Annotated in this window: 23 protein-coding genes and 1 tRNA gene; 8 read left to right on the top strand and 16 right to left on the bottom strand. The window is 61.7% G+C overall.

What is annotated here, in order from left to right; genetic code table 11:
- Positions 1-26: 26 nt before the first annotated feature.
- The 7 genes from hscB to trmJ form a co-directional block, all read right to left on the bottom strand.
- A complete protein-coding gene (gene hscB, locus NUH87_RS22670; protein ID WP_338522757.1) occupies positions 27-548 on the bottom strand; it encodes a co-chaperone HscB in 522 nt (173 codons plus the stop codon).
- 8 nt (positions 549-556) lie between these two features.
- The gene (gene iscA, locus NUH87_RS22665) at positions 557-880 is read right to left on the bottom strand and encodes an iron-sulfur cluster assembly protein IscA (protein WP_017904917.1); all 324 of its coding nucleotides are present in this window, start codon (positions 878-880) and stop codon (positions 557-559) included.
- A 48-nt stretch (positions 881-928) separates the two neighbouring features.
- Positions 929-1,315: a Fe-S cluster assembly scaffold IscU gene (iscU, locus tag NUH87_RS22660; protein ID WP_007929523.1), complete on the bottom strand. Its 387-nt coding sequence runs from the start codon at positions 1,313-1,315 to the stop codon at positions 929-931.
- A gap of 101 nt (positions 1,316-1,416) precedes the next feature.
- Complete coding sequence (locus tag NUH87_RS22655) at positions 1,417-2,631, bottom strand: IscS subfamily cysteine desulfurase (protein WP_338522756.1); 1,215 nt, start codon at positions 2,629-2,631, stop codon at positions 1,417-1,419.
- Positions 2,632-2,681: 50 nt separating this feature from the next.
- Positions 2,682-3,173: a Fe-S cluster assembly transcriptional regulator IscR gene (iscR, locus tag NUH87_RS22650; RefSeq protein WP_338522755.1), complete on the bottom strand. Its 492-nt coding sequence runs from the start codon at positions 3,171-3,173 to the stop codon at positions 2,682-2,684.
- A gap of 276 nt (positions 3,174-3,449) precedes the next feature.
- Entirely contained in the window at positions 3,450-4,226 is a 777-nt protein-coding gene (gene cysE, locus NUH87_RS22645) for a serine O-acetyltransferase (RefSeq protein WP_338522754.1), read from the bottom strand.
- Positions 4,226-4,999, bottom strand: coding sequence for a tRNA (cytosine(32)/uridine(32)-2'-O)-methyltransferase TrmJ (trmJ, locus tag NUH87_RS22640; RefSeq protein ID WP_338522753.1), 774 nt, complete (start codon positions 4,997-4,999; stop codon positions 4,226-4,228). Before trmJ ends, cysE begins: the two co-directional genes overlap by 1 nt.
- Before the next feature lie 144 nt (positions 5,000-5,143).
- Here trmJ and suhB point away from each other — a divergent pair, with 144 nt between their 5' ends.
- On the top strand, positions 5,144-5,959 hold the full coding sequence (gene suhB / locus NUH87_RS22635; RefSeq protein ID WP_040070636.1) for an inositol-phosphate phosphatase: 816 nt from the start codon (positions 5,144-5,146) through the stop codon (positions 5,957-5,959).
- Between the two features lie 70 nt (positions 5,960-6,029).
- On the opposite strand, the gene NUH87_RS22630 is transcribed toward suhB, so the two are convergent.
- The 6 genes from NUH87_RS22630 to queA all read right to left on the bottom strand — a co-directional run bounded on the left by NUH87_RS22630 (position 6,030) and on the right by queA (position 12,130).
- A complete protein-coding gene (locus tag NUH87_RS22630; protein ID WP_040070638.1) occupies positions 6,030-6,584 on the bottom strand; it encodes a glycine zipper 2TM domain-containing protein in 555 nt (184 codons plus the stop codon).
- Positions 6,585-6,708: 124 nt separating this feature from the next.
- The gene (secF, locus tag NUH87_RS22625) at positions 6,709-7,623 is read right to left on the bottom strand and encodes a protein translocase subunit SecF (RefSeq protein WP_338522752.1); all 915 of its coding nucleotides are present in this window, start codon (positions 7,621-7,623) and stop codon (positions 6,709-6,711) included.
- A gap of 9 nt (positions 7,624-7,632) precedes the next feature.
- The gene (secD, locus tag NUH87_RS22620; protein WP_338522751.1) at positions 7,633-9,501 is read right to left on the bottom strand and encodes a protein translocase subunit SecD; all 1,869 of its coding nucleotides are present in this window, start codon (positions 9,499-9,501) and stop codon (positions 7,633-7,635) included.
- A 62-nt stretch (positions 9,502-9,563) separates the two neighbouring features.
- Entirely contained in the window at positions 9,564-9,899 is a 336-nt protein-coding gene (gene yajC, locus NUH87_RS22615) for a preprotein translocase subunit YajC (RefSeq protein WP_040070641.1), read from the bottom strand.
- Positions 9,900-9,935: 36 nt separating this feature from the next.
- Positions 9,936-11,051, bottom strand: a complete 1,116-nt coding sequence (gene tgt, locus NUH87_RS22610; RefSeq protein WP_167337458.1) for a tRNA guanosine(34) transglycosylase Tgt — start codon at positions 11,049-11,051, stop codon at positions 9,936-9,938.
- Positions 11,052-11,065: 14 nt separating this feature from the next.
- A complete protein-coding gene (gene queA / locus NUH87_RS22605; protein WP_338522750.1) occupies positions 11,066-12,130 on the bottom strand; it encodes a tRNA preQ1(34) S-adenosylmethionine ribosyltransferase-isomerase QueA in 1,065 nt (354 codons plus the stop codon).
- Positions 12,131-12,238: 108 nt separating this feature from the next.
- On the opposite strand from queA, the gene NUH87_RS22600 reads away from it, so the two are divergent.
- A tRNA-Leu gene (locus NUH87_RS22600) sits at positions 12,239-12,323 on the top strand.
- 330 nt (positions 12,324-12,653) lie between these two features.
- Here the strand turns inward: NUH87_RS22600 and NUH87_RS22595 are convergent.
- Positions 12,654-12,908: a hypothetical protein gene (locus tag NUH87_RS22595; RefSeq protein WP_338522749.1), complete on the bottom strand. Its 255-nt coding sequence runs from the start codon at positions 12,906-12,908 to the stop codon at positions 12,654-12,656.
- Between the two features lie 1,062 nt (positions 12,909-13,970).
- Between NUH87_RS22595 and NUH87_RS22590 the strand changes: the two genes are divergently transcribed.
- Genes NUH87_RS22590 through NUH87_RS22575 form a run of 4 tightly spaced genes read left to right on the top strand, consistent with a single transcriptional unit; the run spans position 13,971 to position 19,109 of the window.
- Entirely contained in the window at positions 13,971-14,447 is a 477-nt protein-coding gene (locus NUH87_RS22590; RefSeq protein WP_338522748.1) for a formate dehydrogenase subunit gamma, read from the top strand.
- Positions 14,444-16,006 carry a formate dehydrogenase beta subunit gene (locus NUH87_RS22585; RefSeq protein ID WP_338522747.1) on the top strand — a complete coding sequence of 521 codons (1,563 nt, stop codon included), beginning with the start codon at positions 14,444-14,446 and terminating at the stop codon, positions 16,004-16,006. Before NUH87_RS22590 ends, NUH87_RS22585 begins: the two co-directional genes overlap by 4 nt.
- Entirely contained in the window at positions 16,003-18,891 is a 2,889-nt protein-coding gene (gene fdhF / locus NUH87_RS22580) for a formate dehydrogenase subunit alpha (protein ID WP_338522746.1), read from the top strand. The genes NUH87_RS22585 and fdhF overlap by 4 nt, the downstream gene beginning before the upstream one ends.
- Positions 18,888-19,109, top strand: a complete 222-nt coding sequence (locus tag NUH87_RS22575) for a formate dehydrogenase subunit delta (protein ID WP_338522745.1) — start codon at positions 18,888-18,890, stop codon at positions 19,107-19,109. The genes fdhF and NUH87_RS22575 overlap by 4 nt, the downstream gene beginning before the upstream one ends.
- A gap of 81 nt (positions 19,110-19,190) precedes the next feature.
- On the opposite strand, the gene NUH87_RS22570 is transcribed toward NUH87_RS22575, so the two are convergent.
- A complete protein-coding gene (locus NUH87_RS22570) occupies positions 19,191-19,979 on the bottom strand; it encodes an ABC transporter substrate-binding protein (protein WP_040070654.1) in 789 nt (262 codons plus the stop codon).
- A gap of 65 nt (positions 19,980-20,044) precedes the next feature.
- Entirely contained in the window at positions 20,045-21,214 is a 1,170-nt protein-coding gene (locus NUH87_RS22565; protein ID WP_338522744.1) for a M20 aminoacylase family protein, read from the bottom strand.
- An 85-nt stretch (positions 21,215-21,299) separates the two neighbouring features.
- On the opposite strand from NUH87_RS22565, the gene NUH87_RS22560 reads away from it, so the two are divergent.
- Positions 21,300-22,289, top strand: a complete 990-nt coding sequence (locus tag NUH87_RS22560; RefSeq protein WP_338522743.1) for a LysR substrate-binding domain-containing protein — start codon at positions 21,300-21,302, stop codon at positions 22,287-22,289.
- A gap of 105 nt (positions 22,290-22,394) precedes the next feature.
- A complete protein-coding gene (locus NUH87_RS22555) occupies positions 22,395-22,634 on the top strand; it encodes a hypothetical protein (protein WP_338522742.1) in 240 nt (79 codons plus the stop codon).
- The last annotated feature ends 31 nt before the right edge of the window (positions 22,635-22,665 follow it).

Genomic DNA, 22,665 nt, shown 5'->3' with positions numbered 1-22,665 from the left:
AGGCGTGCGACCGAGGCGGCACTGGGTTAATCGTCGAGGCGCTCTTCTAACTGGCGCACTTCGTAGGTGAGCTTGTCGAGAAACTGCATGCGCCGCATCAGGCGTTCGGCCTGTTCGCGTTGCGCGGCATCGTTCCAACAGGCTGCGAAGCTGTCGTTCAACTGGTCCTGGGCGACTTTCAAGCGGCGCTTGAACGCGGCGATACCGGACAGGTCCGCCTCGTCCTGCAATTCCTCGAGTTCCTCGCGCCATTGCATCTGCTGCAGGAGGAAGTCGGGATCGTGCACCGTGACCTCCAGCGGCAACTCGTGCCCCCCCATGGCAAGCAGGTAGCGCGCGCGCTTGGGCGGACTCTTGAGGGTCTGGTAGGCCTCGTTGAGACTGGCGGACCGTTCCAGCGCCAGGCGCTGCTCACGCTCGGAAGCGTCGGCAAAGCGGTCCGGGTGAACGCCGCGCGCCAGTTCACGATAACGCGCGGCCAACTGTTCGAGATCCAGCGTAAAGCTCGGCTGCAACTCGAATAAAGCGAAATGACAAGGAGTACCCACGAATCGCCTCAGACGTTGAAGCTTTCGCCGCAGCCACACTCACCGCGCACGTTGGGATTGTTGAACTTGAAGCCTTCGTTCAACCCTTCCTTGACGAAATCCAGCTCGGTGCCGTCCAGGTAAGCGAGGCTTTTCGGGTCGATGATCACTTTCTCGCCGTGACTTTCGAACACCTGGTCCTCCGCCACCACCTCGTCGACGAACTCCAGCACATAGGCAAGGCCGGAACAGCCTGTGGTGCGAACACCCAGACGGATCCCTTCACCTTTGCCGCGCCCGTCAAGGGAGCGTCGCACGTGTCGAGCAGCCGCTTCTGTCATGCTGATAGCCATCGGTGACTCCTTACTTACTCTTCGCCCAAATCTTGAACGCCGGATCGTTTAGATCAGACCTTTCTTCTGTTTGTAATCGCGAACGGCGGCCTTGATGGCGTCTTCGGCGAGTACCGAGCAGTGGATCTTCACTGGCGGCAGGGCCAGTTCTTCAGCCAGCTGAGTGTTCTTGATGGTCTCTGCCTCATCCAGAGTCTTGCCTTTCATCCACTCGGTAGCCAGGGAGCTGGAGGCGATAGCCGAACCGCAACCGTAGGTCTTGAACTTGGCGTCTTCGATGATGCCTTGCTCGTTGACCTTGATCTGCAGGCGCATCACGTCGCCGCACGCCGGAGCGCCGACCATGCCGGTGCCGACATCCGGGTCTTCCGCGTTCATCTTGCCGACGTTACGCGGGTTTTCGTAGTGGTCGATGACCTTTTCGCTGTAAGCCATGGTACTTAATCCTCACTCATCAGGGCCGCTCTCGGTCCCGTCGTTACGCCAGCTGTTGATGGCCGCGTCGCGACAGGACCTGTCTGTGGCGGCTTCTTTATTTAGTGTGCCGCCCACTCGATCTTCGAGATATCGACGCCGTCTTTGAACATGTCCCACAGCGGCGACAGAGCGCGCAGCTTGGTGACGGCCTCGCAGACTTTCTGCGCGGCATAATCGATTTCTTCCTCGGTGGTGAAGCGACCGAAGGTGAAGCGGATCGAGCTGTGCGCCAGTTCGTCGTTGCGGCCCAGGGCGCGCAGGACGTACGAAGGCTCCAGCGAAGCCGAGGTGCAAGCGGAACCGGAGGAAACCGCCAGGTCCTTGAGCGCCATGATCAGCGACTCGCCTTCGACGTAGTTGAAGCTCAGGTTCAGGTTGTGCGGTACACGGGCAGCCATGCTGCCGTTGACGTACAGCTCTTCCAGGTGCTCGACCTGCTTGAAGAAACGCTCGCTCAGGGCCTTGATCCGCAGGTTCTCGGCAGCCATGTCTTCCTTGGCCACACGGAACGCCTCGCCCATGCCGACGATCTGGTGGGTCGCCAGGGTACCGGAACGCATGCCACGCTCGTGACCGCCGCCGTGCATGGTCGCTTCGAGGCGAACCCGCGGCTTGCGGCTGACGTACAGCGCGCCGATGCCTTTAGGGCCGTAGGTCTTGTGGGCCGAGAAGGACATCAGGTCGACCTTCAGCTTCTGCAGGTCGATATCGACCTTGCCGGTGGACTGAGCAGCATCCACATGGAACAGCACGCCGCGCGCGCGGGTCAGCTCGCCGATGGCGGCGATGTCGTTGATGGTGCCGATCTCGTTGTTCACGTGCATGATCGAAACTAGGAGGGTGTCGTCGCGCAGCGCAGCTTCGACCATGGCCGGAGTGATCAGGCCATCCGAACCCGGCTCGATGTAGGTGACTTCGAAACCTTCGCGCTCCAGTTGGCGCATGGTGTCGAGGACCGCCTTGTGTTCGATCTTGCTGGTGATCAGGTGCTTGCCCTTGGTGCTGTAGAAATGCGCGACACCCTTGATCGCCAGGTTGTCGGACTCGGTGGCACCGGAGGTCCAGACAATTTCACGCGGGTCGGCATTGACCAGGTCGGCCACCTGACGACGAGCGTTTTCCACGGATTCCTCGGCTTTCCAGCCGAACACGTGGGAACGGGACGCCGGGTTACCGAAGTTTCCGTCGACCAGCAGGCATTCACTCATTTTCTGCGCGACACGCGGATCAACCGGGGTGGTCGCTGAGTAATCAAGGTAAATCGGCAATTTCATGGACACTCTCCTAAATCAGGCTGGCTGGCGCACCGCGGGCTCTTTGGCTGTCATTCGACGGCGGACGCTTCGATCTTATCCAGGTGCGGCGCCTTGCCATTACAGCGGCGCTGATCCTGACGCTGGGCGACCTCTTGCACTTCACGGCGAGTGACAAGGTCCGCCAAGCTGATACCGCTGAGAAATTCGTGGATCTGCAGGCTGAGGTCGCACCACAGGTGGTGGGTCAGGCAGGTATCGCCGCCATGGCAATCGCCCAGCCCCTGGCATTTGGTGGCATCGACCGATTCGTTCACGGCATCGATCACCTGCGCAACCTGGATCCCCTGCATATCGCGTGACAGCTGGTAACCGCCACCGGGACCGCGCACACTGGACACCAGGTTGCTGCGACGCAATTTGGCGAAAAGCTGTTCGAGGTAGGATAGGGAGATGCCTTGGCGCTCGGAGATATCGGCCAGAGACACCGGCCCGCGTTGCGCGTGCAACGCCAGGTCGAGCATGGCGGTCACGGCATATCGGCCTTTTGTAGTCAGTCGCATGGACAGGTACCACGGAGTTACGGGATCGGGATGGGGAAGAGTATGCTATTCCCGAGTATTTAAGTCAACTATAAGACCTAGTGCTTTAGTCGGGTTTACCAGCAAAAGAGCGCGCGAATTGTAGCAAAGTCCGTGGCGTAATGGCATCGCGCTGGACCAATGGATTTTGGCCGCCCTTGAGGACGCTATCGCCGGCAAGCCGGCGCCCACAAATCCCCTGCAGGAGCGCCGGTCGACGCTCGATTGCCAGCGATGAGGCCGGCAAGCCCGACATCATCAACCGGCCTTGGCCTCGGCCTCGCCCTTCACCTCGACAAACCCGTCGCAGTGCAACTCCGGCAGCTCCTTGGCGCAATAAGTGCTGCCCAGGTCCTTCAGCGCCCCGCACATACCCTCCAGGCGTCCATCCACAGCCTGCAGGTGATCGAGCAACTGGCCAATGGCACGCGCCACCGGGTCCGGCATGTCTTCGCTGACACCATAGGCATCGAAACCGATCTTTTCCGCCATGGCCTTGCGCTTGGCTTCGACCTGATCATCGACCTTCATGATGATCCGCCCCGGAATACCGACAACCGTCGCCCCTGGCGGTACCGCCTTGGTCACCACCGCATTGGAACCCACCTTGGCCCCGGCACCGACGGTAAACGGCCCCAGCACCTTGGCGCCGGCCCCCACCACCACGCCATCCTCCAGGGTCGGGTGACGCTTGCCCTTGTTCCAGCTGGTACCGCCCAGGGTCACGCCCTGGTAGAGGGTCACGTCATCGCCGATCTCGGCGGTTTCGCCAATCACGATGCCCATGCCATGGTCGATAAAGAACCGCCGTCCAACCTTGGCCCCGGGATGGATCTCGATGCCGGTCAGCCAGCGACCGAAGTTCGACACCACCCGCGCCGGCCACTTCCAACCCATGCCCCACAACGCATGCCCCAGGCGATGCAGCCAGATGGCATGCAGGCCCGGATAGCAGGTCAGGACTTCAAAGGCATTACGGGCCGCCGGGTCACGGTGGAATACGCTCTGGATATCTTCTCGCAAACGCTCGAACATCACTGATCCTTCCGCTTAAGGAGCTCACCCCGGGCCGCTTTTTCGGTTTCCGTGAGGATGCCCCGCAAAATATTCATCTCGGCGCGACTGACCGAACTGCGCCCGTACAAACGACGCAACCGGGCCATCAGATGGCGCGGCTTTTCCGGGTCGAGGAAGTCGATGGCCACCAGGGTCTGCTCCAGATGGTCGTAGAACCGCTCCATCTCATCCATGGTCGCCAGCTCTTCGCTGCGCGTCGACGCCACTTCATGCTTCTCCACCTTGCTCGGCTGCCCTACGGACGCCAGCCAGGACATCCGCACTTCATAGGCCAGCACCTGCACCGCCGTGGCGAGGTTGAGCGAACTGAAGTCCGGATCGGACGGGATATGCACGTGATAATGACATCGCTGCAGCTCATCGTTGGTCAGGCCGGAATCCTCACGACCAAATACCAAGGCGATCTCGGCGCCCTGCCCGGCCTCCTCGACCACCTTCACCCCGGATTCACGGGGATCGAGCAACGGCCAGGGAATCCGCCGGTCGCGGGCGCTGGTGCCGAACACCAGGTTGCAGCCGACCAACGCGTCTTCCAAGGTGGCGACGACTTGCGCGTTTTCAAGGATATCGGTGGCGCCGGAAGCCCGTGCATCGGCTTCAGCGGAGGGAAAGGCCCGCGGCTCTACCAGCACCAGGCGCGACAGCCCCATGTTCTTCATGGCCCGCGCGGCCCCGCCGATATTGCCCGGATGACTGGTATTGACCAGGACAACACGAATATTTTGCAACACGAGAGGCGCTCTCAGACTCGGCGAAGGGGAGCAAATCTTACAGAAGCACTGGGGATTGCGCCACGAGCGCCAATGTCGTCCTTCTCCCCCGGGACTTTTCTGGTAGAATGTTCGGCTTTCTTTAACACTCTAGGTGAAATGTCCATGCAGCCCATGCTGAATATCGCGCTGCGCGCCGCCCGCAGCGCCAGTGAATTGATTTTCCGCTCCATCGAGCGCCTGGATAGCATCAAGGTCGACGAAAAAGACGCCAAGGACTACGTGTCCGAAGTGGATCGCGCCGCCGAGCAGAAAATCATCGACGCGCTGCGCAAGGCCTACCCGACCCACGGCATCCGTGGCGAAGAGACCGGTTTCCATGCCGGCAGCGGTGAAGGCGAAGAATACCTGTGGATCATCGACCCATTGGATGGCACCACCAACTTCCTGCGTGGCATCCCGCACTTCGCGGTCAGCATCGCCTGCAAATACCGTGGCCGCCTGGAGCACGCCGTGGTCCTGGACCCGGTTCGCCAGGAAGAGTTCACCGCCTCCCGTGGCCGTGGCGCCCAGCTCAACGGCCGTCGCCTGCGCGTCAGCGGTCGCACCAGCCTGGACGGCGCCCTGCTGGGTACCGGCTTCCCGTTCCGTGACGACCAGATGGACAACCTGGACAACTACCTGGGCATGTTCCGCGCCCTGGTCGGCCAGACCGCCGGCATCCGCCGCGCCGGTGCCGCGAGCCTGGACCTGGCCTACGTCGCCGCCGGTCGTTTCGATGCGTTCTGGGAGTCGGGCCTGTCCGAATGGGACATGGCAGCCGGTGCCCTGCTGATTCAAGAGGCCGGCGGCCTGGTGAGCGACTTCACCGGTGGTCACGACTTCCTGGAAAAAGGCCATATCGTTGCCGGCAACACCAAGTGCTTCAAGGCAGTACTGACGGCGATCCAGCCGCACCTGCCGGCGTCGCTGAAGCGCTAAGCTTTCGCCGCCCACAAAAATGCCCCGTACCTTGCGATACGGGGCATTTTTTATGCCTCTATGGCCGGTGTTACTGGGCTGGCTGGCCCTGATTCTGACCAAGGATCAAGCGACCTTCCTTGTCCAGCGGGATCTGGTTACCCGGATCATGGTCCATCCGCACCTTGCCTTCCTTGCCGCCCACCTGATAGCGCACATCGTAGCCGACGAGTTTTTCGCTGACATCGCTGACCGTGTTGCAACGCTTCTGGGTCGTGGTATAGGTGTCACGCTGCTGCATGCCCTCCTGCACCTTGTTACCGGCATAACCACCGCCTACCGCACCGACGACGGTCGCCAGGGTCTTGCCGCGACCGCCGCCGACCATGTTGCCGAGCAGACCGCCACCGATGGCACCCAACGCGGTACCCGCGATACGGTGCTCATCCTGGACCGGCTTCTGCCGGGTCACCGCGACATCCTCACAGACTTGGCGCGGGGTCTTGATTTGTGTCTTGATCGGTTCCACCGCCAATACTTGCGCATACTCAGGGCCGCTTTTTACCAGATTATAGGTAGCAACAGCGCCCCCGGCAGTCACACCGACAGCACCCAATACCGCACCTACCAGCAACGACTTGTTCACGTGAACCTCCTGACCATCACAAGCGGGTCCATTCCCCGCGCTTCTCTATGGCTTTGGAGTATAAAAAAAGGCGCGAGTTCAACACTCGCGCCTTTTCAGCTGACAACCCGGGGAAGGATTTCCGTCAAGGACGGTCGTCGACTTCCTTCTGGGTGCTGGCAGCAGGGATCAGATCCTCGCTGTTCAGGTTCAGCCAGATCAAAACCACGTTGGCGATGTAGATCGACGAGTAGGTACCCGCCATGACACCGACGAACAGGGCAACGGAGAAGCCGTGCAGGTTGTCGCCACCAAAGAACAGCAGCGCGGAAATCGCCAGCAGGGTGGAGATCGACGTCGCCATGGTCCGCAGCAGGGTTTGCGTGGTCGAGATATTGATGTTCTCGATCAGGCTGGCCTTGCGCAGCACACGGAAGTTCTCCCGCACCCGGTCGAAGACCACGATGGTGTCGTTGAGCGAGTAGCCGATGATCGCCAGCACCGCCGCCAATACCGTCAGGTCGAAGGTGACCTGGAAGAACGACAGGATACCCACGGTCACCACCACGTCGTGGACCAGCGAGACGATGGCGCCCACCGCGAACTTCCACTGGAAGCGGAACGCCAGGTAGATCAGCACGCCGCCCAGCGCCATGAGCATGCCGAGGCCGCCCTGGTCGCGCAGCTCTTCACCCACCTGGGGACCGACGAACTCGACGCGCTTGACCTGCGCCGGGTTGTCGCCGCCGACCTTCTGCAGCGCATCGGCCACCTGATGACCCAGCTGCGGATCTTCACCCGGCATCCGCACCAGCAAGTCGGTGGTCGCGCCGAAACTCTGCACGATCGCCTCGTGATAACCGGATTCGGTCAGTTGCGCGCGGACCTTGGCCACATCCGCCGGATGCTCGTAGGTCAGCTCGATGAGCGTACCGCCGGTGAAGTCCAGGCCGTAGTTCATGCCCTTGTGGAAGCAGCTGAACAACGCCAATGCGGTCAGGAACAGGGTGACGCCGAACGCAACGTTGCGAACACCCATGAAGTTGATAGTACGTAACATGGCAGCCCCTTAAATCCACAACTTCTTGAAGTCACGACCGCCGAAGATCAGGTTGACCATCGCGCGGGTCACCATGATGGCCGTGAACATCGAGGTAAAGATCCCGAGGGACATGGTCACCGCAAAACCCTTGACCGGGCCGGTACCCATGGCAAAGAGGATGCCACCCACCAGCAGCGTGGTCAGGTTGGCGTCGACAATCGCCGTGTAGGCGCGACTGAAGCCTTCATTGATCGCACGCTGCACCGTCATCCCCGCGGCAATCTCTTCGCGTATCCGCGAGAAGATCAGCACGTTGGCGTCCACCGCCATGCCCATGGTCAAGACGATACCGGCAATACCCGGCAGGGTCAGCGTCGCCCCCAGCAGGGACATCAGCGCCAGCAAGGCGACCATGTTGAAGGCCAGCGCCACGGTGGCGATGATGCCGAAGAAGCGGTAGATAGCCATGATGAACAGCGAGACGAACAGCATGCCCCACAGCGACGCGTCGATACCCTTGGTGATGTTGTCCGCACCCAGGCTTGGACCGATGGTACGTTCTTCCGCGAAGTACATCGGCGCGGCCAGACCACCGGCACGCAGCAGCAGCGCCAGCTCCGAGGACTCGCCCTGGCCGTTCAGGCCGGTGATGCGGAACTGACTGCCCAGCGGCGACTGGATGGTCGCGAGGCTGATGATCTTCTTCTCTTCCTTGAAGCCCTGCACCGGCACGTCTTTCTCGACGCCGTCCACGACCTGCTTGGTGTAGGTGGTGATCGGCTTCTGCTCGATGAAGATCACCGCCATGCTGCGACCGACGTTACTGCGGGTCGCGCGGCTCATCAGGTCGCCACCGTGGCCATCCAGCTTGATGTTCACCTGTGGACGACCGTGCTCGTCGAAGCTCGCCTGGGCGTCGGTCACCTGGTCACCGGTGATGATCAGGCCACGCTCGATCTGCGCAGGAGGACGCTTGCCTTCACGGAACTCGAATTCCTCGGAGGTGGCCTTGGAAGCACCCGGCTCGGCGGCCAGACGGAACTCCAGGTTGGCGGTCTTGCCGAGGATCCGCTTGGCTTCAGCGGTGTCCTGCACGCCCGGCAGCTCGACCACGATGCGGTTGGCACCCTGACGCTGCACCAGTGGTTCGGCGACACCCAGCTCGTTGACACGGTTACGCACCGTGGTCAGGTTCTGCTTGATGGAGTATTCGCGGATTTCCGCCAGCTTGGCCGGGGTCATCGCCAGACGCAGCACCAGCTGATCGTTGAGGTCGGCCGGTACGATGTCGAAATCGTTGAAGTTCTTGCGGATCAGCACACGGGCCTGGTCACGGGCATCCGCGTCGGCAAAGCCCAGCTGGATGGCGCCATTGAACGGCGGCAGCGTGCGATAACGTACACGCTCCTTGCGCAACAGGCTCTTGACGTCGCCGTCATAGACTTTCAGGCGGGCGTCCACGGCTTTTTCCATGTCCACTTCCAGCAGGAAGTGCACACCACCGGACAAGTCCAGGCCCAGCTTCATCGGGTGCGCGCCAAGGCCGCGCAGCCATTGCGGGGTGGTCTGTGCCAGGTTCAGGGCCACGACATAGTCGTCGCCGAGGGCTTTACGCACCACATCCTTGGCCGGCAGTTGGTCTTCCGGCTTGGTCAGACGCACCAGCCCGCCCTTGCCGCCGGCGGCCAGGGTGGCGCCCTTGACGGCAATCCCGGCGTCGGTGAGCGCCTTGCTCACGCGGTCCAGATCAGCCTGGTTGACCTGCAACGCCGTGCTGGCACCGCTGACCTGGATCGCCGGATCGTCAGGATAGAGATTGGGAGCGGAATAAATAAAACCGACCGCCAGCACCGCCAGGATCAGTAGGTATTTCCACAGAGGGTATTTGTTCAGCATCACGCCGCCCGCTTATGACGCGGGGCGCCTTGCGCGCCCCGTCGATTGTTGAAAGTTGAAACTTAGATCGCTTTCAGCGTGCCTTTAGGCAGGGTGGCCGCGATGGCACCCTTCTGAAACTTCATTTCAATGGTGTCGGACACTTCCAGAACCACGAAATCGTCGGTCACTTTGGTGATCTTGCCAGCGATACCACCAGTGGTGACCACTTCGTCACCCTTGGCCAGGTTGCCCAGCAGGTTCTTCTGCTCCTTGGCGCGCTTGGCCTGTGGACGCCAGATCATCAGGTAGAAGATGACCAGGAAACCGACCAGGAAGATCCATTCGAAGCCGGCCGTGGGCGCCGCCGCAGCAGGTGCCGCGCCGTCCGCGAACGCATTAGAGATGAAAAAGCTCATTTAGCACTCCAGTTGCAAGAATTCAGTTCTGAATATTCAGTCCAAAGGCGGCACGGGAAGTCCGCGTTTGGCGTAGAAGGCATCGACAAAGGCGGCCAATGTACCCTGTTGAATAGCCTCGCGCAAACCAGCCATCAGGCGCTGGTAATGGCGCAAATTGTGGATCGTATTCAACATGCTCCCCAGCATTTCGCCGCACTTGTCCAAATGATGCAGATAAGCGCGGGAGAAGTTCTGGCAGGTGTAGCAATCGCAGGTCGGATCCAGCGGCGACTCATCGTGGCGATGGAACGCGTTGCGGATCTTCAGCACGCCGGTATCGATGAACAGATGCCCATTGCGGGCATTACGGGTTGGCATCACGCAATCGAACATGTCCACCCCGCGGCGCACACCCTCCACGAGATCTTCCGGCTTGCCAACACCCATAAGGTAACGAGGTTTGTCAGCAGGCATCAGGCCGGGCAGGTAATCCAGCACCTTGATCATCTCGTGTTTGGGCTCGCCCACCGACAGGCCGCCGATGGCCAGACCGTCGAAGCCGATCTTGTCGAGGCCTTCGAGGGAGCGCTTGCGCAGGTTCTCGTGCATGCCGCCCTGGACAATCCCGAACAGCGCGGCGGTGTTATCGCCGTGGGCATTTTTCGAGCGTTGGGCCCAGCGCAGCGACAGCTCCATGGACACACGGGCGACGTCTTCGTCAGCCGGGTACGGCGTGCACTCGTCGAAAATCATCACGATGTCCGAGCCCAGGTCGCGCTGTACCTGCATCGACTCTTCCGGGCCCATGAACACCTTGGCGCCGTCGACCGGCGAGGCGAAGGTCACGCCCTCCTCCTTGATCTTGCGCATGGCGCCCAGGCTGAACACCTGGAAGCCGCCGGAGTCGGTGAGGATCGGGCCTTTCCACTGCATGAAGTCGTGCAGGTCGCCGTGTTCCTTGATCACCTCGGTGCCGGGGCGCAGCCACAAGTGGAAGGTGTTGCCGAGGATGATCTCGGCGCCGGTGGCGACGATATCCCGAGGCAGCATGCCCTTGACCGTGCCGTAGGTGCCCACCGGCATGAAGGCCGGGGTTTCGACGGTACCGCGGGGGAAGGTCAGGCGACCGCGACGAGCCTTGCCATCGGTGGCGAGCAGCTCGAACGACATACGACAGGTGCGACTCATGCTTGATCCTCTGGGGCCCGATCCTTGGGTGCGGCAGGCGCCGGGTTGCGGGTGATGAACATGGCATCACCGTAACTGAAGAAGCGGTAGCCGTTGTCCACGGCGGCCTTGTAGGCGGCCATGGTCTCGGGGTAACCGGCAAAGGCCGAAACCAGCATCAGCAGCGTGGATTCGGGCAGGTGGAAATTGGTCACCAGGGCGTCGACCACGTGGAAGGGACGGCCCGGGTAGATAAAGATGTCGGTGTCGCCGCTGAACGGCTTGAGCACGCCATCGCGGGCGGCGCTTTCCAGCGAGCGCACGCTGGTGGTGCCCACCGCGATCACCCGACCGCCGCGCGCGCGACAGGCGGCGACGGCGTCCACCACTTCCTGGCTGACTTCCAGCCATTCGTGGTGCATGTGGTGGTCTTCGAGACGTTCCACGCGCACCGGCTGGAAGGTCCCGGCACCGACGTGCAGGGTGACGAAGGCGCTTTCAACGCCCTTGGCGGCAATGGCTTCCAGCAACGGCTGATCGAAATGCAGCCCGGCGGTCGGCGCAGCCACGGCGCCGAGGCGTTCGGCGTAGACGGTCTGGTAGCGCTCGCGGTCGGCGCCTTCGTCGGGGCGGTCTATATAAGGAGGCAACGGCATATGGCCGACGCGCTCCAGCAGCGGCAGCACTTCCTCGGCGAAGCCCAGTTCGAAGAGCGTGTCGTGGCGGGCGAGCATCTCGGCCTCGCCACCGCCTTCGATCAGGATCTTGGAGCCGGGTTTGGGCGATTTGCTGGAGCGTACATGGGCCAGCACGCGGTGGGTATCGAGGACCCTTTCCACGAGGATTTCCAGCTTGCCGCCGGAGGCTTTCTGGCCGAACAGGCGGGCTGGAATGACCCGGGTATTGTTGAACACCATCAGATCGCCTGGGCGTAAATACTCAAGCAAATCAGTAAATTGACGGTGTGCGAGAGCGCCGCTGGGGCCGTCGAGGGTCAGCAGGCGACTGAGGCGTCGCTCGGCCAGAGGATGGCGAGCGATCAGGGAATCGGGGAGCTCGAAAGTAAAGTCAGCGACGCGCATGATGGGGTTCGTTCAGCAGGGCCGGGAAGTTTAGCGGAAATCGTAAAAATTGACCACGAAAGCCGATTGACCAACGGTAATCACGTCTCTATACTTCGCCGCCATTGAGCCCTGATGGCGGAATTGGTAGACGCGGCGGATTCAAAATCCGTTTTCGAAAGGAGTGGGAGTTCGAGTCTCCCTCGGGGCACCATCTTAAAAAAAGACCTTGAATTTCAAGGTCTTTTTTTTCGCCTGCAGAAAAGCACCGCGGCCCTGTAGGAGCCGGCTTGCTGGCGATGAACGATAACGCGGTAAGCCTGCCCTCCACCGCCGCCAATCTCGACATCAATCGAAGATCGCCCGGACCTTAACCCCTCTCCCCGCGCAACATCCCCTGCGTCAAAACATCAATCACCGCCTTGCCATCTCGCCCTGGCAATACGATGCCCTGGCGTAGCGTTCGCCATCGCTTTTCAAGGCCGCATCCAAGGAGAGTGCATTGGCGCAGTGAACAGCGGGGATCGGGAATGGAAGCGAAGACCTAAATGCGTTTCGCCAACCCCGCTCGTTTCGCAGCCCAACTCGATTTCGCCTCTTCATGCGACACCCACTGGGTATTCGGATCATCAGCTTCGGCCAACCCCTGCTGCACCTGCTCACGAAACCATTTGTCGTGCTCGGCGGCGCCATACGTGCGCTTAAGCGCTTCTGCACGATCAGGTCGGGGCCGACTGCCCCCGGCGATACCGCCCGCATTGGTGGCGGCCCGCAGTTGCTCCAACGTGAGAATGTGCATAGCAATTCCCCTATAGCAACACGATTAATTGTTATAAAAACACACTTCTAACAATTAACATGTAACGTTCGTGATGAGACAAAACGCGATCGCCACTAAAACGTGAGGGAATAGGAAATTAAATGGCGGACGCATTGCTAAACCCGCCCCGACCTAAGCCAGGACGGGCCACTTCAATAACCCTTACCGCTGATTATCGAAATGATCCCGTAGAAACTCATACAGGCGATAAGCCCGAAATGCGTTCACTACGAGGCTCCAAGTACGTCGCAGAATCTTTGACATACTTTGGCCCTCCAAAGTGAGCCAAACCTCCAGCGCACTTACCGGAACATGTACGCCTTCGAGATCCACATCGATGGTCTCTGTGAGGCGGCCAGGCTGGTGAACTCCTGAATAAATCCGGCACGGGTTACTAAGCCGTGTCAGGAGGACGGAATGCGCGCGCGGGCTTGGCTACTTCACAAGGACTCTCGGACGTGAGAGCGTGGACATAGTACCTGAGCACACTGACCTAAACTCCTGCCAAAAGGACATTTTTCAAACTAAGGTTGATCAAAATATTTCATGATCAATCAAGGTTCAATAATCCTTGTCGTCAAAAAGCAAGCACAGCGTTGCATGACGAAGCTGACACCAGTACACTGAAAGTCCACATCGATGGTCTCTGTGAGATATGCAAGCCGGCTTAATGCCAGACTTGCGGAAAAAACCGCCCTACTAAGGCGGTTTTTTTTCGTCTCGACTTTCTGGAAAAAGGAGCATCACACCCCCTCAGGGACAACGCCTTGAGCCCCGCTCTTCTAGACTCAACGGGCAGTCGCAGAAAGAACCGCCCACGTCGTTTTGGTGCGCACGAATCAAAGACAGCATGGCAAGCTGCCTTTTACGCCCCGAAGAGGTGTGGCAAAGACCGCACCGGGCCCAACAAGATACCCGCCCAGGGTGCCTGGCCAACGGCCTGAAAATGCCACGATACCGTGACGTGGCGTGAGTGCCGCAGCCGACACTTTCGGACAACCGACAACCGCCTGGTGTGTCCGTGACCGTGAGGAATGCCGTATGCCCGATGAGATGTTGCACCTGCCGATGGTCAACAGCGTGCTGGAGCGCCACAAAGGCTCCCCCGGCGCACTGTTGCCGATCCTTCATGCGATTCAAGAGGCTATCGGATACATTCCCGATGCCGCCGTCCCCGAGATTGCCCACGCCCTCAACCTGAGTCAGGCCGAGGTTCGCGGGGTGATCAGCTTCTACCATGACTTCCGCACCGCGCCTCCAGCCCGGCATATCCTGCGCCTGTGTCGAGCCGAGTCCTGCCAGAGCCGCGGCGCCGAGCAGCTCGCCGCGCAGTTGCGCGAACGCCTGCAACTGGACGACCACGGCAGCAGCGCCGACGGCAACATCAGCCTGCGCCCGGTGTATTGCCTCGGCGCCTGCGCCTGCTCGCCCGCCCTGGAGCTGGATGGCCAGGTGCATGCACGGCTCAGCGCCGAACGCCTGGATGCCCTGCTCGATGCCTGCCAGGAGGATGCATGATGCCGCGCCTCTATCTACCCGTTGATTCCGTTGCCCATGCCGTGGGTGCCGATGAAGTGGCCGTGGCGCTGGCCACTCAAGCCCGCGAACGCAATCTGCCGCTGGACCTGCAACGCACCAGCTCGCGCGGCTTGTACTGGCTGGAACCGCTGCTGGAAATCGACAGCCCGCAAGGCCGACTCGGCTTCGGCCCGCTGACCGTTGCCGACGTGCCGTCCCTGCTCGATGCACTGCAAGGCGAGCCGTCCTCCCATCCATTGGCCTTGGGCCCAGTGGAGCAGTTGCCTTACCTGAAGACTCAACAACGCCTGCTGTTCGCTCGCGCCGGCATTACCCGACCGCTGTCCCTCGAGGACTACCGGGCCCACGGCGGCTTCGACGGATTGACCCAGGCCATCGCCCTGGGCGGCGAGCAGACTGCCACCGCCGTGTTCGACTCTGGCCTGCGTGGCCGTGGCGGCGCGGCCTTCCCGGCCGGGATCAAATGGCGCACGGTACGCAGCGCCCAGGCGGCGCAGAAATACATTGTCTGCAACGCCGACGAAGGCGACTCCGGCACCTTCGCCGACCGCATGCTGATGGAAGGCGACCCCTTCCTGCTGATCGAAGGCATGGCCATTGCCGGTCTCAGCGTCGGCGCCAGCTACGGCTACATCTATGTGCGCTCGGAATATCCACAGGCCGTCGCCACACTGCGCGAGGCGCTGGACGTCGCCCGCGCCGCCGGTTACCTCGGCGCCAATGTCAGCGGCAGCGGCCAGGCCTTCGACATGGAAGTGCGCGTCGGTGCCGGCGCCTACATCTGCGGCGAGGAAACCGCGCTGCTGGACTCTCTCGAAGGCAAGCGCGGGATCGTCCGCGCCAAGCCGCCGATCCCCGCCCTGAAGGGCCTGTTCGGCCAGCCGACCCTGGTGCACAACGTGCTGACCCTGGCCTCGGTGCCGCTGATCCTGGCCAAGGGCGCGCAGTTCTATCGCGATTACGGCATGGGCCGCTCCCTGGGCACCATGCCCTTCCAGCTGGCGGGCAATATCCGTCACGGCGGCCTGGTGGAACGGGCCTTCGGCCTGACCCTGCGGGAACTGGTGGAAGACTACGGCGGCGGGACCGCCAGTGGCCGGCCGCTGAAGGCTGCGCAAGTGGGCGGCCCTCTCGGCGCCTGGGTGCCACCTCGCCAATTCGACACACCGCTGGATTACGAAGCCTTCGCCGCCATCGGCGCCATGCTCGGTCACGGTGGCGTGGTGGTAGCCGATGACAGCCTGGACATGGCCCACATGGCGCGCTTCGCCCTGCAGTTCTGCGCCGAGGAATCCTGCGGCAAGTGCACGCCCTGCCGTATCGGCTCGACCCGGGGCGTGGAGGTGATCGACCGCCTGCTGGCCGCACCCGACCAGAACGGTCGCGATCAGCAGGCACTCATCCTCAAGGACCTGTGCGACACCCTGCAATACGGTTCGCTCTGCGCACTGGGCGGCATGACCTCATATCCAGTAGCCAGCGCCCTCAAGTATTTCCCCGCCGACTTCGGTCTGCAGCCCTCGGAGGCCGACCAATGATCACGCTCTTCGACCCGAACACCGATATCGACCTCGGCACCCCGGCCCGCGACAGCCAGGTGCAGGTCACCCTGAACATCGACGGCCGCAGCATCAGCGTGCCCGAAGGCACCTCGGTGATGCGCGCCGCCGCGCTGCTGGGCACCACCATTCCGAAACTCTGTGCCACCGACAGCCTGGAAGCCTTCGGCTCCTGCCGCATGTGCCTGGTGGAGATCGACGGCATGCGCGGCTACCCGGCGTCCTGCACCACGCCGGTCAGCGAAGGCATGAACGTGCACACCCAGACGTCGAAGCTCGCCACCCTGCGCCGCAACGTCATGGAGCTGTACATCTCCGATCACCCGCTGGACTGCCTGACCTGCTCGGCCAACGGCAACTGCGAGCTGCAAACCGTCGCCGGCCAGGTCGGCCTGCGGGAAGTGCGTTACGGTTACGACGGCGACAACCATCTGGCCGACCAGAAGGACACCTCCAACCCCTACTTCGACTACGACCCGAGCAAGTGCATCGTCTGCAACCGTTGCGTGCGCGCCTGCGAAGAAACCCAGGGCACCTTTGCCCTGACCATCACCGGGCGCGGTTTCGAATCCCGGGTCGCGGCCGCCGGAGGCGAGAATTTCCTCGACTCGGAATGCGTGTCCTGCGGTGCCTGTGTGCAAGCCTGCCCTACCGCGACGCTGATGGAAAAAAGCGTGGTCGAACTCGGTCAACCCGAACGCAGCGTGATCACCACCTGCGCCTATTGCGGCGTGGGCTGTTCGTTCCGCGCCGAGATGAAAGGCGACCAGCTGGTGCGCATGGTTCCCGACAAGAACGGCCAGGCCAACCACGGCCACTCCTGCGTCAAGGGGCGTTTTGCCTGGGGCTACGCCAGCCACCCGGATCGCATCACCAAGCCGATGATCCGCAAGCACATCAACGACCCTTGGCAGGAAGTCAGCTGGGATGAAGCGGTGACCTACGCCGCCGGCGAATTCCGCCGGCTGCAGCAAAAATACGGTCGCGACTCCATTGGTGGGATCACCTCCAGCCGCTGCACCAACGAAGAAACCTATCTGGTGCAGAAACTGGTGCGCGCCGCCTTCGGCAACAACAACGTCGACACCTGTGCGCGGGTCTGCCACTCGCCGACCGGCTATGGCCTGAAACAAACCCTGGGCGAGTCCGCCGGCACCCAGAGTTTCGACTCGGTGATGCAGGCCGACGTGATCCTGGTGATCGGCGCCAACCCCAGCGACGCCCACCCGGTGTTCGCCTCCCAGCTCAAACGCCGACTGCGTGAAGGCGCGCGGCTGATCGTCATCGACCCACGCCGCATCGACCTGGTGGATACGGTGCATGGCCGCGCCGAACTGCACCTGGCCCTGCGCCCGGGCACCAACGTCGCCATGCTCAATGCCCTGGCCCACGTCATCGTCACCGAAGGCCTGCTCGACCAGGCCTTTATCGACGCCCGTTGCGAGGGCAGCGATTTCGCCCGCTGGAGCGAGTTCGTCAGCCGCGCGGAAAACTCGCCGGAAGTCCTGGGCAACATCTGCGGCGTCGCCGCTGCCGACATCCGCGCCGCAGCCCGTCTATATGCCACTGGCGGCAACGCGGCGATCTACTACGGCTTGGGCGTAACCGAACACAGCCAGGGCAGCACCGCGGTCATGGGCATCGCCAACCTGGCCATGGCCACTGGCAACATCGGCCGCGAGGGCGTGGGCGTGAACCCGCTGCGCGGGCAGAACAACGTTCAGGGCTCCTGCGACATGGGCTCCTTCCCGCACGAGTTGCCCGGCTACCGGCACATTTCCAACGAGGTGATACGGGCGCAATTCGAACAGGCCTGGAACGTTACGCTGCAACCCGATCCTGGCCTGCGCATTCCCAACATGTTCGAGTCTGCCCTGGCCGGCGGCTTCAAGGGCCTGTATTGCCAGGGCGAAGACATCGCCCAGAGCGACCCCAATACCCAGCACGTCACCGCGGCCCTGTCGGCGATGGAATGCATCGTGGTGCAGGATATTTTCCTCAACGAAACCGCCAAGTTCGCCCACGTGTTCCTGCCGGGCGCGTCATTCCTGGAGAAAGACGGCACCTTCACCAACGCCGAGCGACGCATCTCCCGCGTGCGCAAAGTCATGGAACCGCTGGGCGGCAAGGCCGACTGGGAAGGCACAGTGGCCTTGGCCAACGCCCTCGGTTACCCGATGAACTACCAGCACCCATCGGAAATCATGGATGAAATCGCCAGCCTGACACCGACCTTCACCAACGTCAGCTACGCCGAACTGGAGCGCCACGGCAGCCTGCAATGGCCGTGCAATGCTGCGGCACCGGACGGCACGCCGACCATGCACATCGAGGAATTCGTACGCGGCAAAGGGCGCTTCATGCTCACCGGCTACGTGCCCACCGAGGAAAAGGTCAACAGCCGCTATCCGCTGCTGCTGACCACCGGACGCATCCTCAGCCAGTACAACGTCGGCGCCCAGACCCGGCGTACCGACAACGTCGCCTGGCACGACGAAGACCGCCTGGAAATCCACCCGACCGACGCCGAGAGCCGTGGCATCAACGAAGGCGACTGGGTCGGCATCGGCAGCCGCGCCGGGCAGACCGTACTGCGTGCACGGGTCACCGAACGGGTCGCCCCAGGCGTGGTGTACACCACCTTCCACTTCCCTGAATCAGGGGCCAACGTCATCACCACCGACAACTCCGACTGGGCCACCAACTGTCCGGAGTACAAGGTCACCGCCGTGGAAGTCAGTCGCGTCTACCACCCTTCCGAATGGCAAAAGCGCTACCAGGAATTCAGCGACGAACAACAACGCCTGCTCGAGCAACGCCGCCATGAAGGCAGCGCTGGAGCAAAAGCCGAGGTGCGCCGATGAGCACTGACAACCTGATCAAGATGGCCAACCAGATCGCCCAGTACTTCGCCAGCGAACCGGACCAGCAACAGGCCGTGCTCGGCGTGCGCAATCATCTGCAGATGTTCTGGACGCCCGGCATGCGCAAGGAGCTGCTGGCCTGGCAGACCGAGCATCAGGGGGCGGACTTGCACCCACTGGCGCAGGCGGCGGTCAGTGGGGCGGGTTGGGAGGCTTAGGTTCGGAGGATCACTAGGGATTGCCCCTTGGCCCGTAACGGAGCGGTCCGTGCGACCGCCCCGCTCAGCGGAACGAGGGGGTTATTTCGCGCCGTAGACGTCGAAATCGAAATATTTCTTGTTGATGCGTGCGTAAGTACCGTTGGCCAGGATTGTCGCGAGGGCTTTGTTCAAGTCTTCGCGCAGCTCGACATCGCTCTTGCGCAAGCCGATGCCATCACCGACACCGAAAAAGGCCGGATCATCCAGGGTCGCACCGGCAAACTCATAGTCCTTGCCCGCCGCAGTACCGAGGAAGCCGTAGCTGGCTTGAATCGCCCCCTGTAGCGAGGCATCGAGGCGGCCCACCACCAGGTCGGCGTAGACCTGGTCCTGATTCTGATACGACAGAACGTCCACCCCCTTCGTCCCCCAAACGGCTTTGGCAAAAGCCTCCTGGGTCGAGCCCTGCTCCACGCCGATGCGCTTGCCCTTGAGGGACTCGAGGGTCGGCAGCAGCCCCGATCCGCGCTTGACCACCAGCCGTGCCGGCGCATTGGAGACCTTGTCGGTAAAAGCGATCTGCTCCTGGCGCTTGGGCGTCACGGTCATCGACGACGCCACCGCGTCGAACTTGCGTGCCAGCAGCCCCGGGATCATCCCGTCCCAGCTGCTTTCCACCCAGACACAGTGGGCTTTCAGTTCGGCGCAAAGCGCTTCGGCGATATCAACCCCGAAGCCGGTCAGCGAGCCATCATTGTTCTTGTATTCCAGCGGTGGGTACGTGGGGTCGATACCCAGCCTCAAGACTTTCCCGGACCAGTCGGCCGCACCGGCCAGGCTGGAGGCCGTCAGGAAAACCAGGGATACAGCCGCAATCATCTTGTTCATTGTTATTTTCCTCTTCAGACCACAGACGATGTTTTATACAAACCGACGCGCGAAAATACGGCGTCTCAACTCAGGAAACGCTCGACCAGCTTGACCCAGTAGCTCGCCCCGATCGGCAGGCAGGCGTCATTGAAGTCGTAGCCGGGGTTGTGCAACTGACAGCCGCTCTCGCCTTCACCGTTGCCAATCACCAGGTAACTGCCGGGGCACTTTTCCAGGATGAAGGCGAAGTCCTCACTCGCGGTGAAGGGCCGCAGGTCGTCGATCAGTTGCTCTTCGCCCAACCAGTCCAGGGCGACCTCGCGGGCGAACGCGGTCTGCTCGGGATGATTGATCAACACAGGATGACAGTGCTGATAGTCGATCTCGGCGCGGGCGCCGAAACTGGCGGCCTGCCCCTTGACCAGTTCGGTAATCCTGACTTCGAGCAACTGGCGAACCTCAGGCGTCAGCGCACGCACGCTCAAGCTCATCTGGGCGCTGGACGGAATCACATTCGAAGCGCTGCCGGCATGAATGGAGCCCACCGTGATAATCGCCACATCCTGTGGGTTGACGTTGCGCGAGACGATGCTTTGCAGCGCGATCACAATGGACGAGCAGACCACCACCGGGTCCACCGCCTTGTGCGGCACCGCGCCATGGCCGCCGCTGCCGATGATATTGATCGTCACCGTGTCGGCCGAGGCCATGAACGGTCCACTGTAGAACCCCAGGTGTCCGACGGGATAACCCGGTATGTTATGCATGGCAAAGATCGCGTCACACGGAAAGCGTTCGAGCAAGCCGTCCTCCAGCATTTTCCGGGCACCGCCCAGCCCTTCTTCGGCCGGTTGGAAGATCACCTGCAGCGTGCCGTTGAACGCCCGGGTCCGGGCCAAGTGCCTGGCGGCTGCCAGCAAGGTTGCCGTATGACCGTCGTGGCCGCAGGCATGCATGACCCCGTCGATCCGGCTGGCATGGGGCAAACCGCTGGTTTCCTGAATCGGTAGCGCGTCCATGTCGGCACGCAAGCCGATGGAGCGGCCCTCACCATTTCTCAGGGTACCGACGACACCGGTCTTGCCGACACCCGTGCTCACCTGAAAACCCCACTGGGTCAAACACTGGGCAACACGTTCGCTGGTGACGAACTCTTCAAAGCCCAGTTCGGGATGCGCGTGAATGCTGCGACGCAGCGCGATCATTTCATCTTGCAGCGCTGCAATACCAGGCAGGACATGGCCAGCATCCATTTTTGTACCCCTTCGACAAGAGCTGAGCGGTTGATGGAGTGGATCTTAGGGAAGGGACCCTGGGCTGGGGAGACGCAGTTTGGTTATGATGACAACCATGAGTTGTCACCAGGGTGCGCAGATGAAGCTGCATCAATTACAGGCGCTGATCGCCTGTGCCGAAACCGGCAGTATCCGGGCTGCTGCGCGTTCGCTGGACATCTCCCAGGCCGCGGTGACCAAAGCCCTGCGCGAGCTTGAAACCAGCCAGCAGCTACCGCTGTTCAGCCGAACGCCCAGCGGCCTGAACTTCACCGAATACGGCAAAGTCCTGCTGACTCACGCCCGACTGGTGATCAAGCAGCTGGAACACGCGCAAACCGAGCTTGATCACCTGCGTGGCAAGGCTCAGGGACGGCTATGTGTCGGAGTCACCCCCTGGATCGCGCTGACCTTCCTGCCCGAAGTGGTGGTGGCCTTTCGCGAACGCATGCCGGAAATTCACCTGGAACTGTTCGAAAGCCTGATGGCGGTGGCCCAGCCGCTGTTGCGCGATGGCAGCATGGATTTTGCGATTGGCCAGTTGCACCCGACGCCATCCGCCCAGGAGTTCGCCAGTGAGACCTTGCTGGACTACCAGACATCGGTGCTGGTCCGCCAGGGTCATGCCTGCCAGGGTGCGCGATCGATCCATGAACTGCTGGAGCAGGACTGGACCCTGAACTATGCGCCGGACGGGCACGATAGGTTGATGCAGGAATTGTTCTGGCAACACGGCGCTCGGATCGATGAAAAACGCATCGTCCGCGCTCATTCGCTGGCCATCCTGCAAATGCTGCTCGAGCGGGCCGACATGTGTACCTGGGGGCCGTCCATCCTCAGTATGGCACCGCCCTTTCTTGGTCGATTGGTGTCCCTGGAGTTGCTTGAACAGTTCGAACCGAGGCAGCTCAGCATCGTGACGCGCCGCAATGGCGCGTTGAGCAAGCCGGCGCAGTGCTTCACGGATTGCCTGTTGCAGGTCATCCGGCGCCATGCGCGCTCGGCGAAAAAGGAAGATCGGCAGCTTTTTGAAACCTTGCGGCTGAGACTGTGAGGACGCCTGCGAAAGAGCGAGAATCGAGCGGCGTTACGACGGGAGAAACCCAGGATTCGATATCATCACCTATGCTTTCGGCGACCACTCCAGCGCATCGCCGCCATGGACTCGCCCAGCCCCGTCGACATCATCGAAGGTCCGGGCTGGAAAGGCATGCAGACAACCCAGACCTGTGGCGTCGGTGACGAAGAGAGCGGTTTCCATGCCGCCGGGGGCACCTGCCTGATGGCTATCGTCTACAACACCAAGACGCAGTTGCTGTTCGACACCGTCGGTTACTACCAGGACTTCGACACCATTGGCGCGATCATTCGGTCGGTTCGGTTTGATGAGAAGAAGTAGAAAATGCGCTGCCAACGGAATGGTGGCTTCT

This window comes from Pseudomonas batumici (assembly GCF_036585405.1).
In the GTDB taxonomy this organism is placed as follows: Bacteria; Pseudomonadota; Gammaproteobacteria; order Pseudomonadales; family Pseudomonadaceae; genus Aquipseudomonas; species Aquipseudomonas batumici.
Note: the sequence above shows the minus strand (reverse complement) of the source record. Positions and strands in the feature narration are given on the sequence as shown.

What these genes read in the sequence shown, in the direction of transcription:
- iscA (WP_017904917.1), bottom strand. Translation starts at nt 880, where the DNA reads ATGGCTATCAGCATGACAGAAGCGGCTGCTCGACACGTGCGACGCTCC.
- iscU (WP_007929523.1), bottom strand. Translation starts at nt 1,315, where the DNA reads ATGGCTTACAGCGAAAAGGTCATCGACCACTACGAAAACCCGCGTAAC.
- NUH87_RS22655 (WP_338522756.1), bottom strand. Translation starts at nt 2,631, where the DNA reads ATGAAATTGCCGATTTACCTTGATTACTCAGCGACCACCCCGGTTGAT.
- iscR (WP_338522755.1), bottom strand. Translation starts at nt 3,173, where the DNA reads ATGCGACTGACTACAAAAGGCCGATATGCCGTGACCGCCATGCTCGAC.
- cysE (WP_338522754.1), bottom strand. Translation starts at nt 4,226, where the DNA reads ATGTTCGAGCGTTTGCGAGAAGATATCCAGAGCGTATTCCACCGTGAC.
- suhB (WP_040070636.1), top strand. Translation starts at nt 5,144, where the DNA reads ATGCAGCCCATGCTGAATATCGCGCTGCGCGCCGCCCGCAGCGCCAGT.
- secF (WP_338522752.1), bottom strand. Translation starts at nt 7,623, where the DNA reads ATGTTACGTACTATCAACTTCATGGGTGTTCGCAACGTTGCGTTCGGC.
- secD (WP_338522751.1), bottom strand. Translation starts at nt 9,501, where the DNA reads ATGCTGAACAAATACCCTCTGTGGAAATACCTACTGATCCTGGCGGTG.
- yajC (WP_040070641.1), bottom strand. Translation starts at nt 9,899, where the DNA reads ATGAGCTTTTTCATCTCTAATGCGTTCGCGGACGGCGCGGCACCTGCT.
- tgt (WP_167337458.1), bottom strand. Translation starts at nt 11,051, where the DNA reads ATGTCGTTCGAGCTGCTCGCCACCGATGGCAAGGCTCGTCGCGGTCGC.
- queA (WP_338522750.1), bottom strand. Translation starts at nt 12,130, where the DNA reads ATGCGCGTCGCTGACTTTACTTTCGAGCTCCCCGATTCCCTGATCGCT.
- NUH87_RS22595 (WP_338522749.1), bottom strand. Translation starts at nt 12,908, where the DNA reads ATGCACATTCTCACGTTGGAGCAACTGCGGGCCGCCACCAATGCGGGC.
- NUH87_RS22590 (WP_338522748.1), top strand. Translation starts at nt 13,971, where the DNA reads ATGCCCGATGAGATGTTGCACCTGCCGATGGTCAACAGCGTGCTGGAG.
- NUH87_RS22585 (WP_338522747.1), top strand. Translation starts at nt 14,444, where the DNA reads ATGATGCCGCGCCTCTATCTACCCGTTGATTCCGTTGCCCATGCCGTG.
- fdhF (WP_338522746.1), top strand. Translation starts at nt 16,003, where the DNA reads ATGATCACGCTCTTCGACCCGAACACCGATATCGACCTCGGCACCCCG.
- NUH87_RS22575 (WP_338522745.1), top strand. Translation starts at nt 18,888, where the DNA reads ATGAGCACTGACAACCTGATCAAGATGGCCAACCAGATCGCCCAGTAC.
- NUH87_RS22570 (WP_040070654.1), bottom strand. Translation starts at nt 19,979, where the DNA reads ATGAACAAGATGATTGCGGCTGTATCCCTGGTTTTCCTGACGGCCTCC.
- NUH87_RS22565 (WP_338522744.1), bottom strand. Translation starts at nt 21,214, where the DNA reads ATGGATGCTGGCCATGTCCTGCCTGGTATTGCAGCGCTGCAAGATGAA.
- NUH87_RS22560 (WP_338522743.1), top strand. Translation starts at nt 21,300, where the DNA reads ATGATGACAACCATGAGTTGTCACCAGGGTGCGCAGATGAAGCTGCAT.
- NUH87_RS22555 (WP_338522742.1), top strand. Translation starts at nt 22,395, where the DNA reads ATGGACTCGCCCAGCCCCGTCGACATCATCGAAGGTCCGGGCTGGAAA.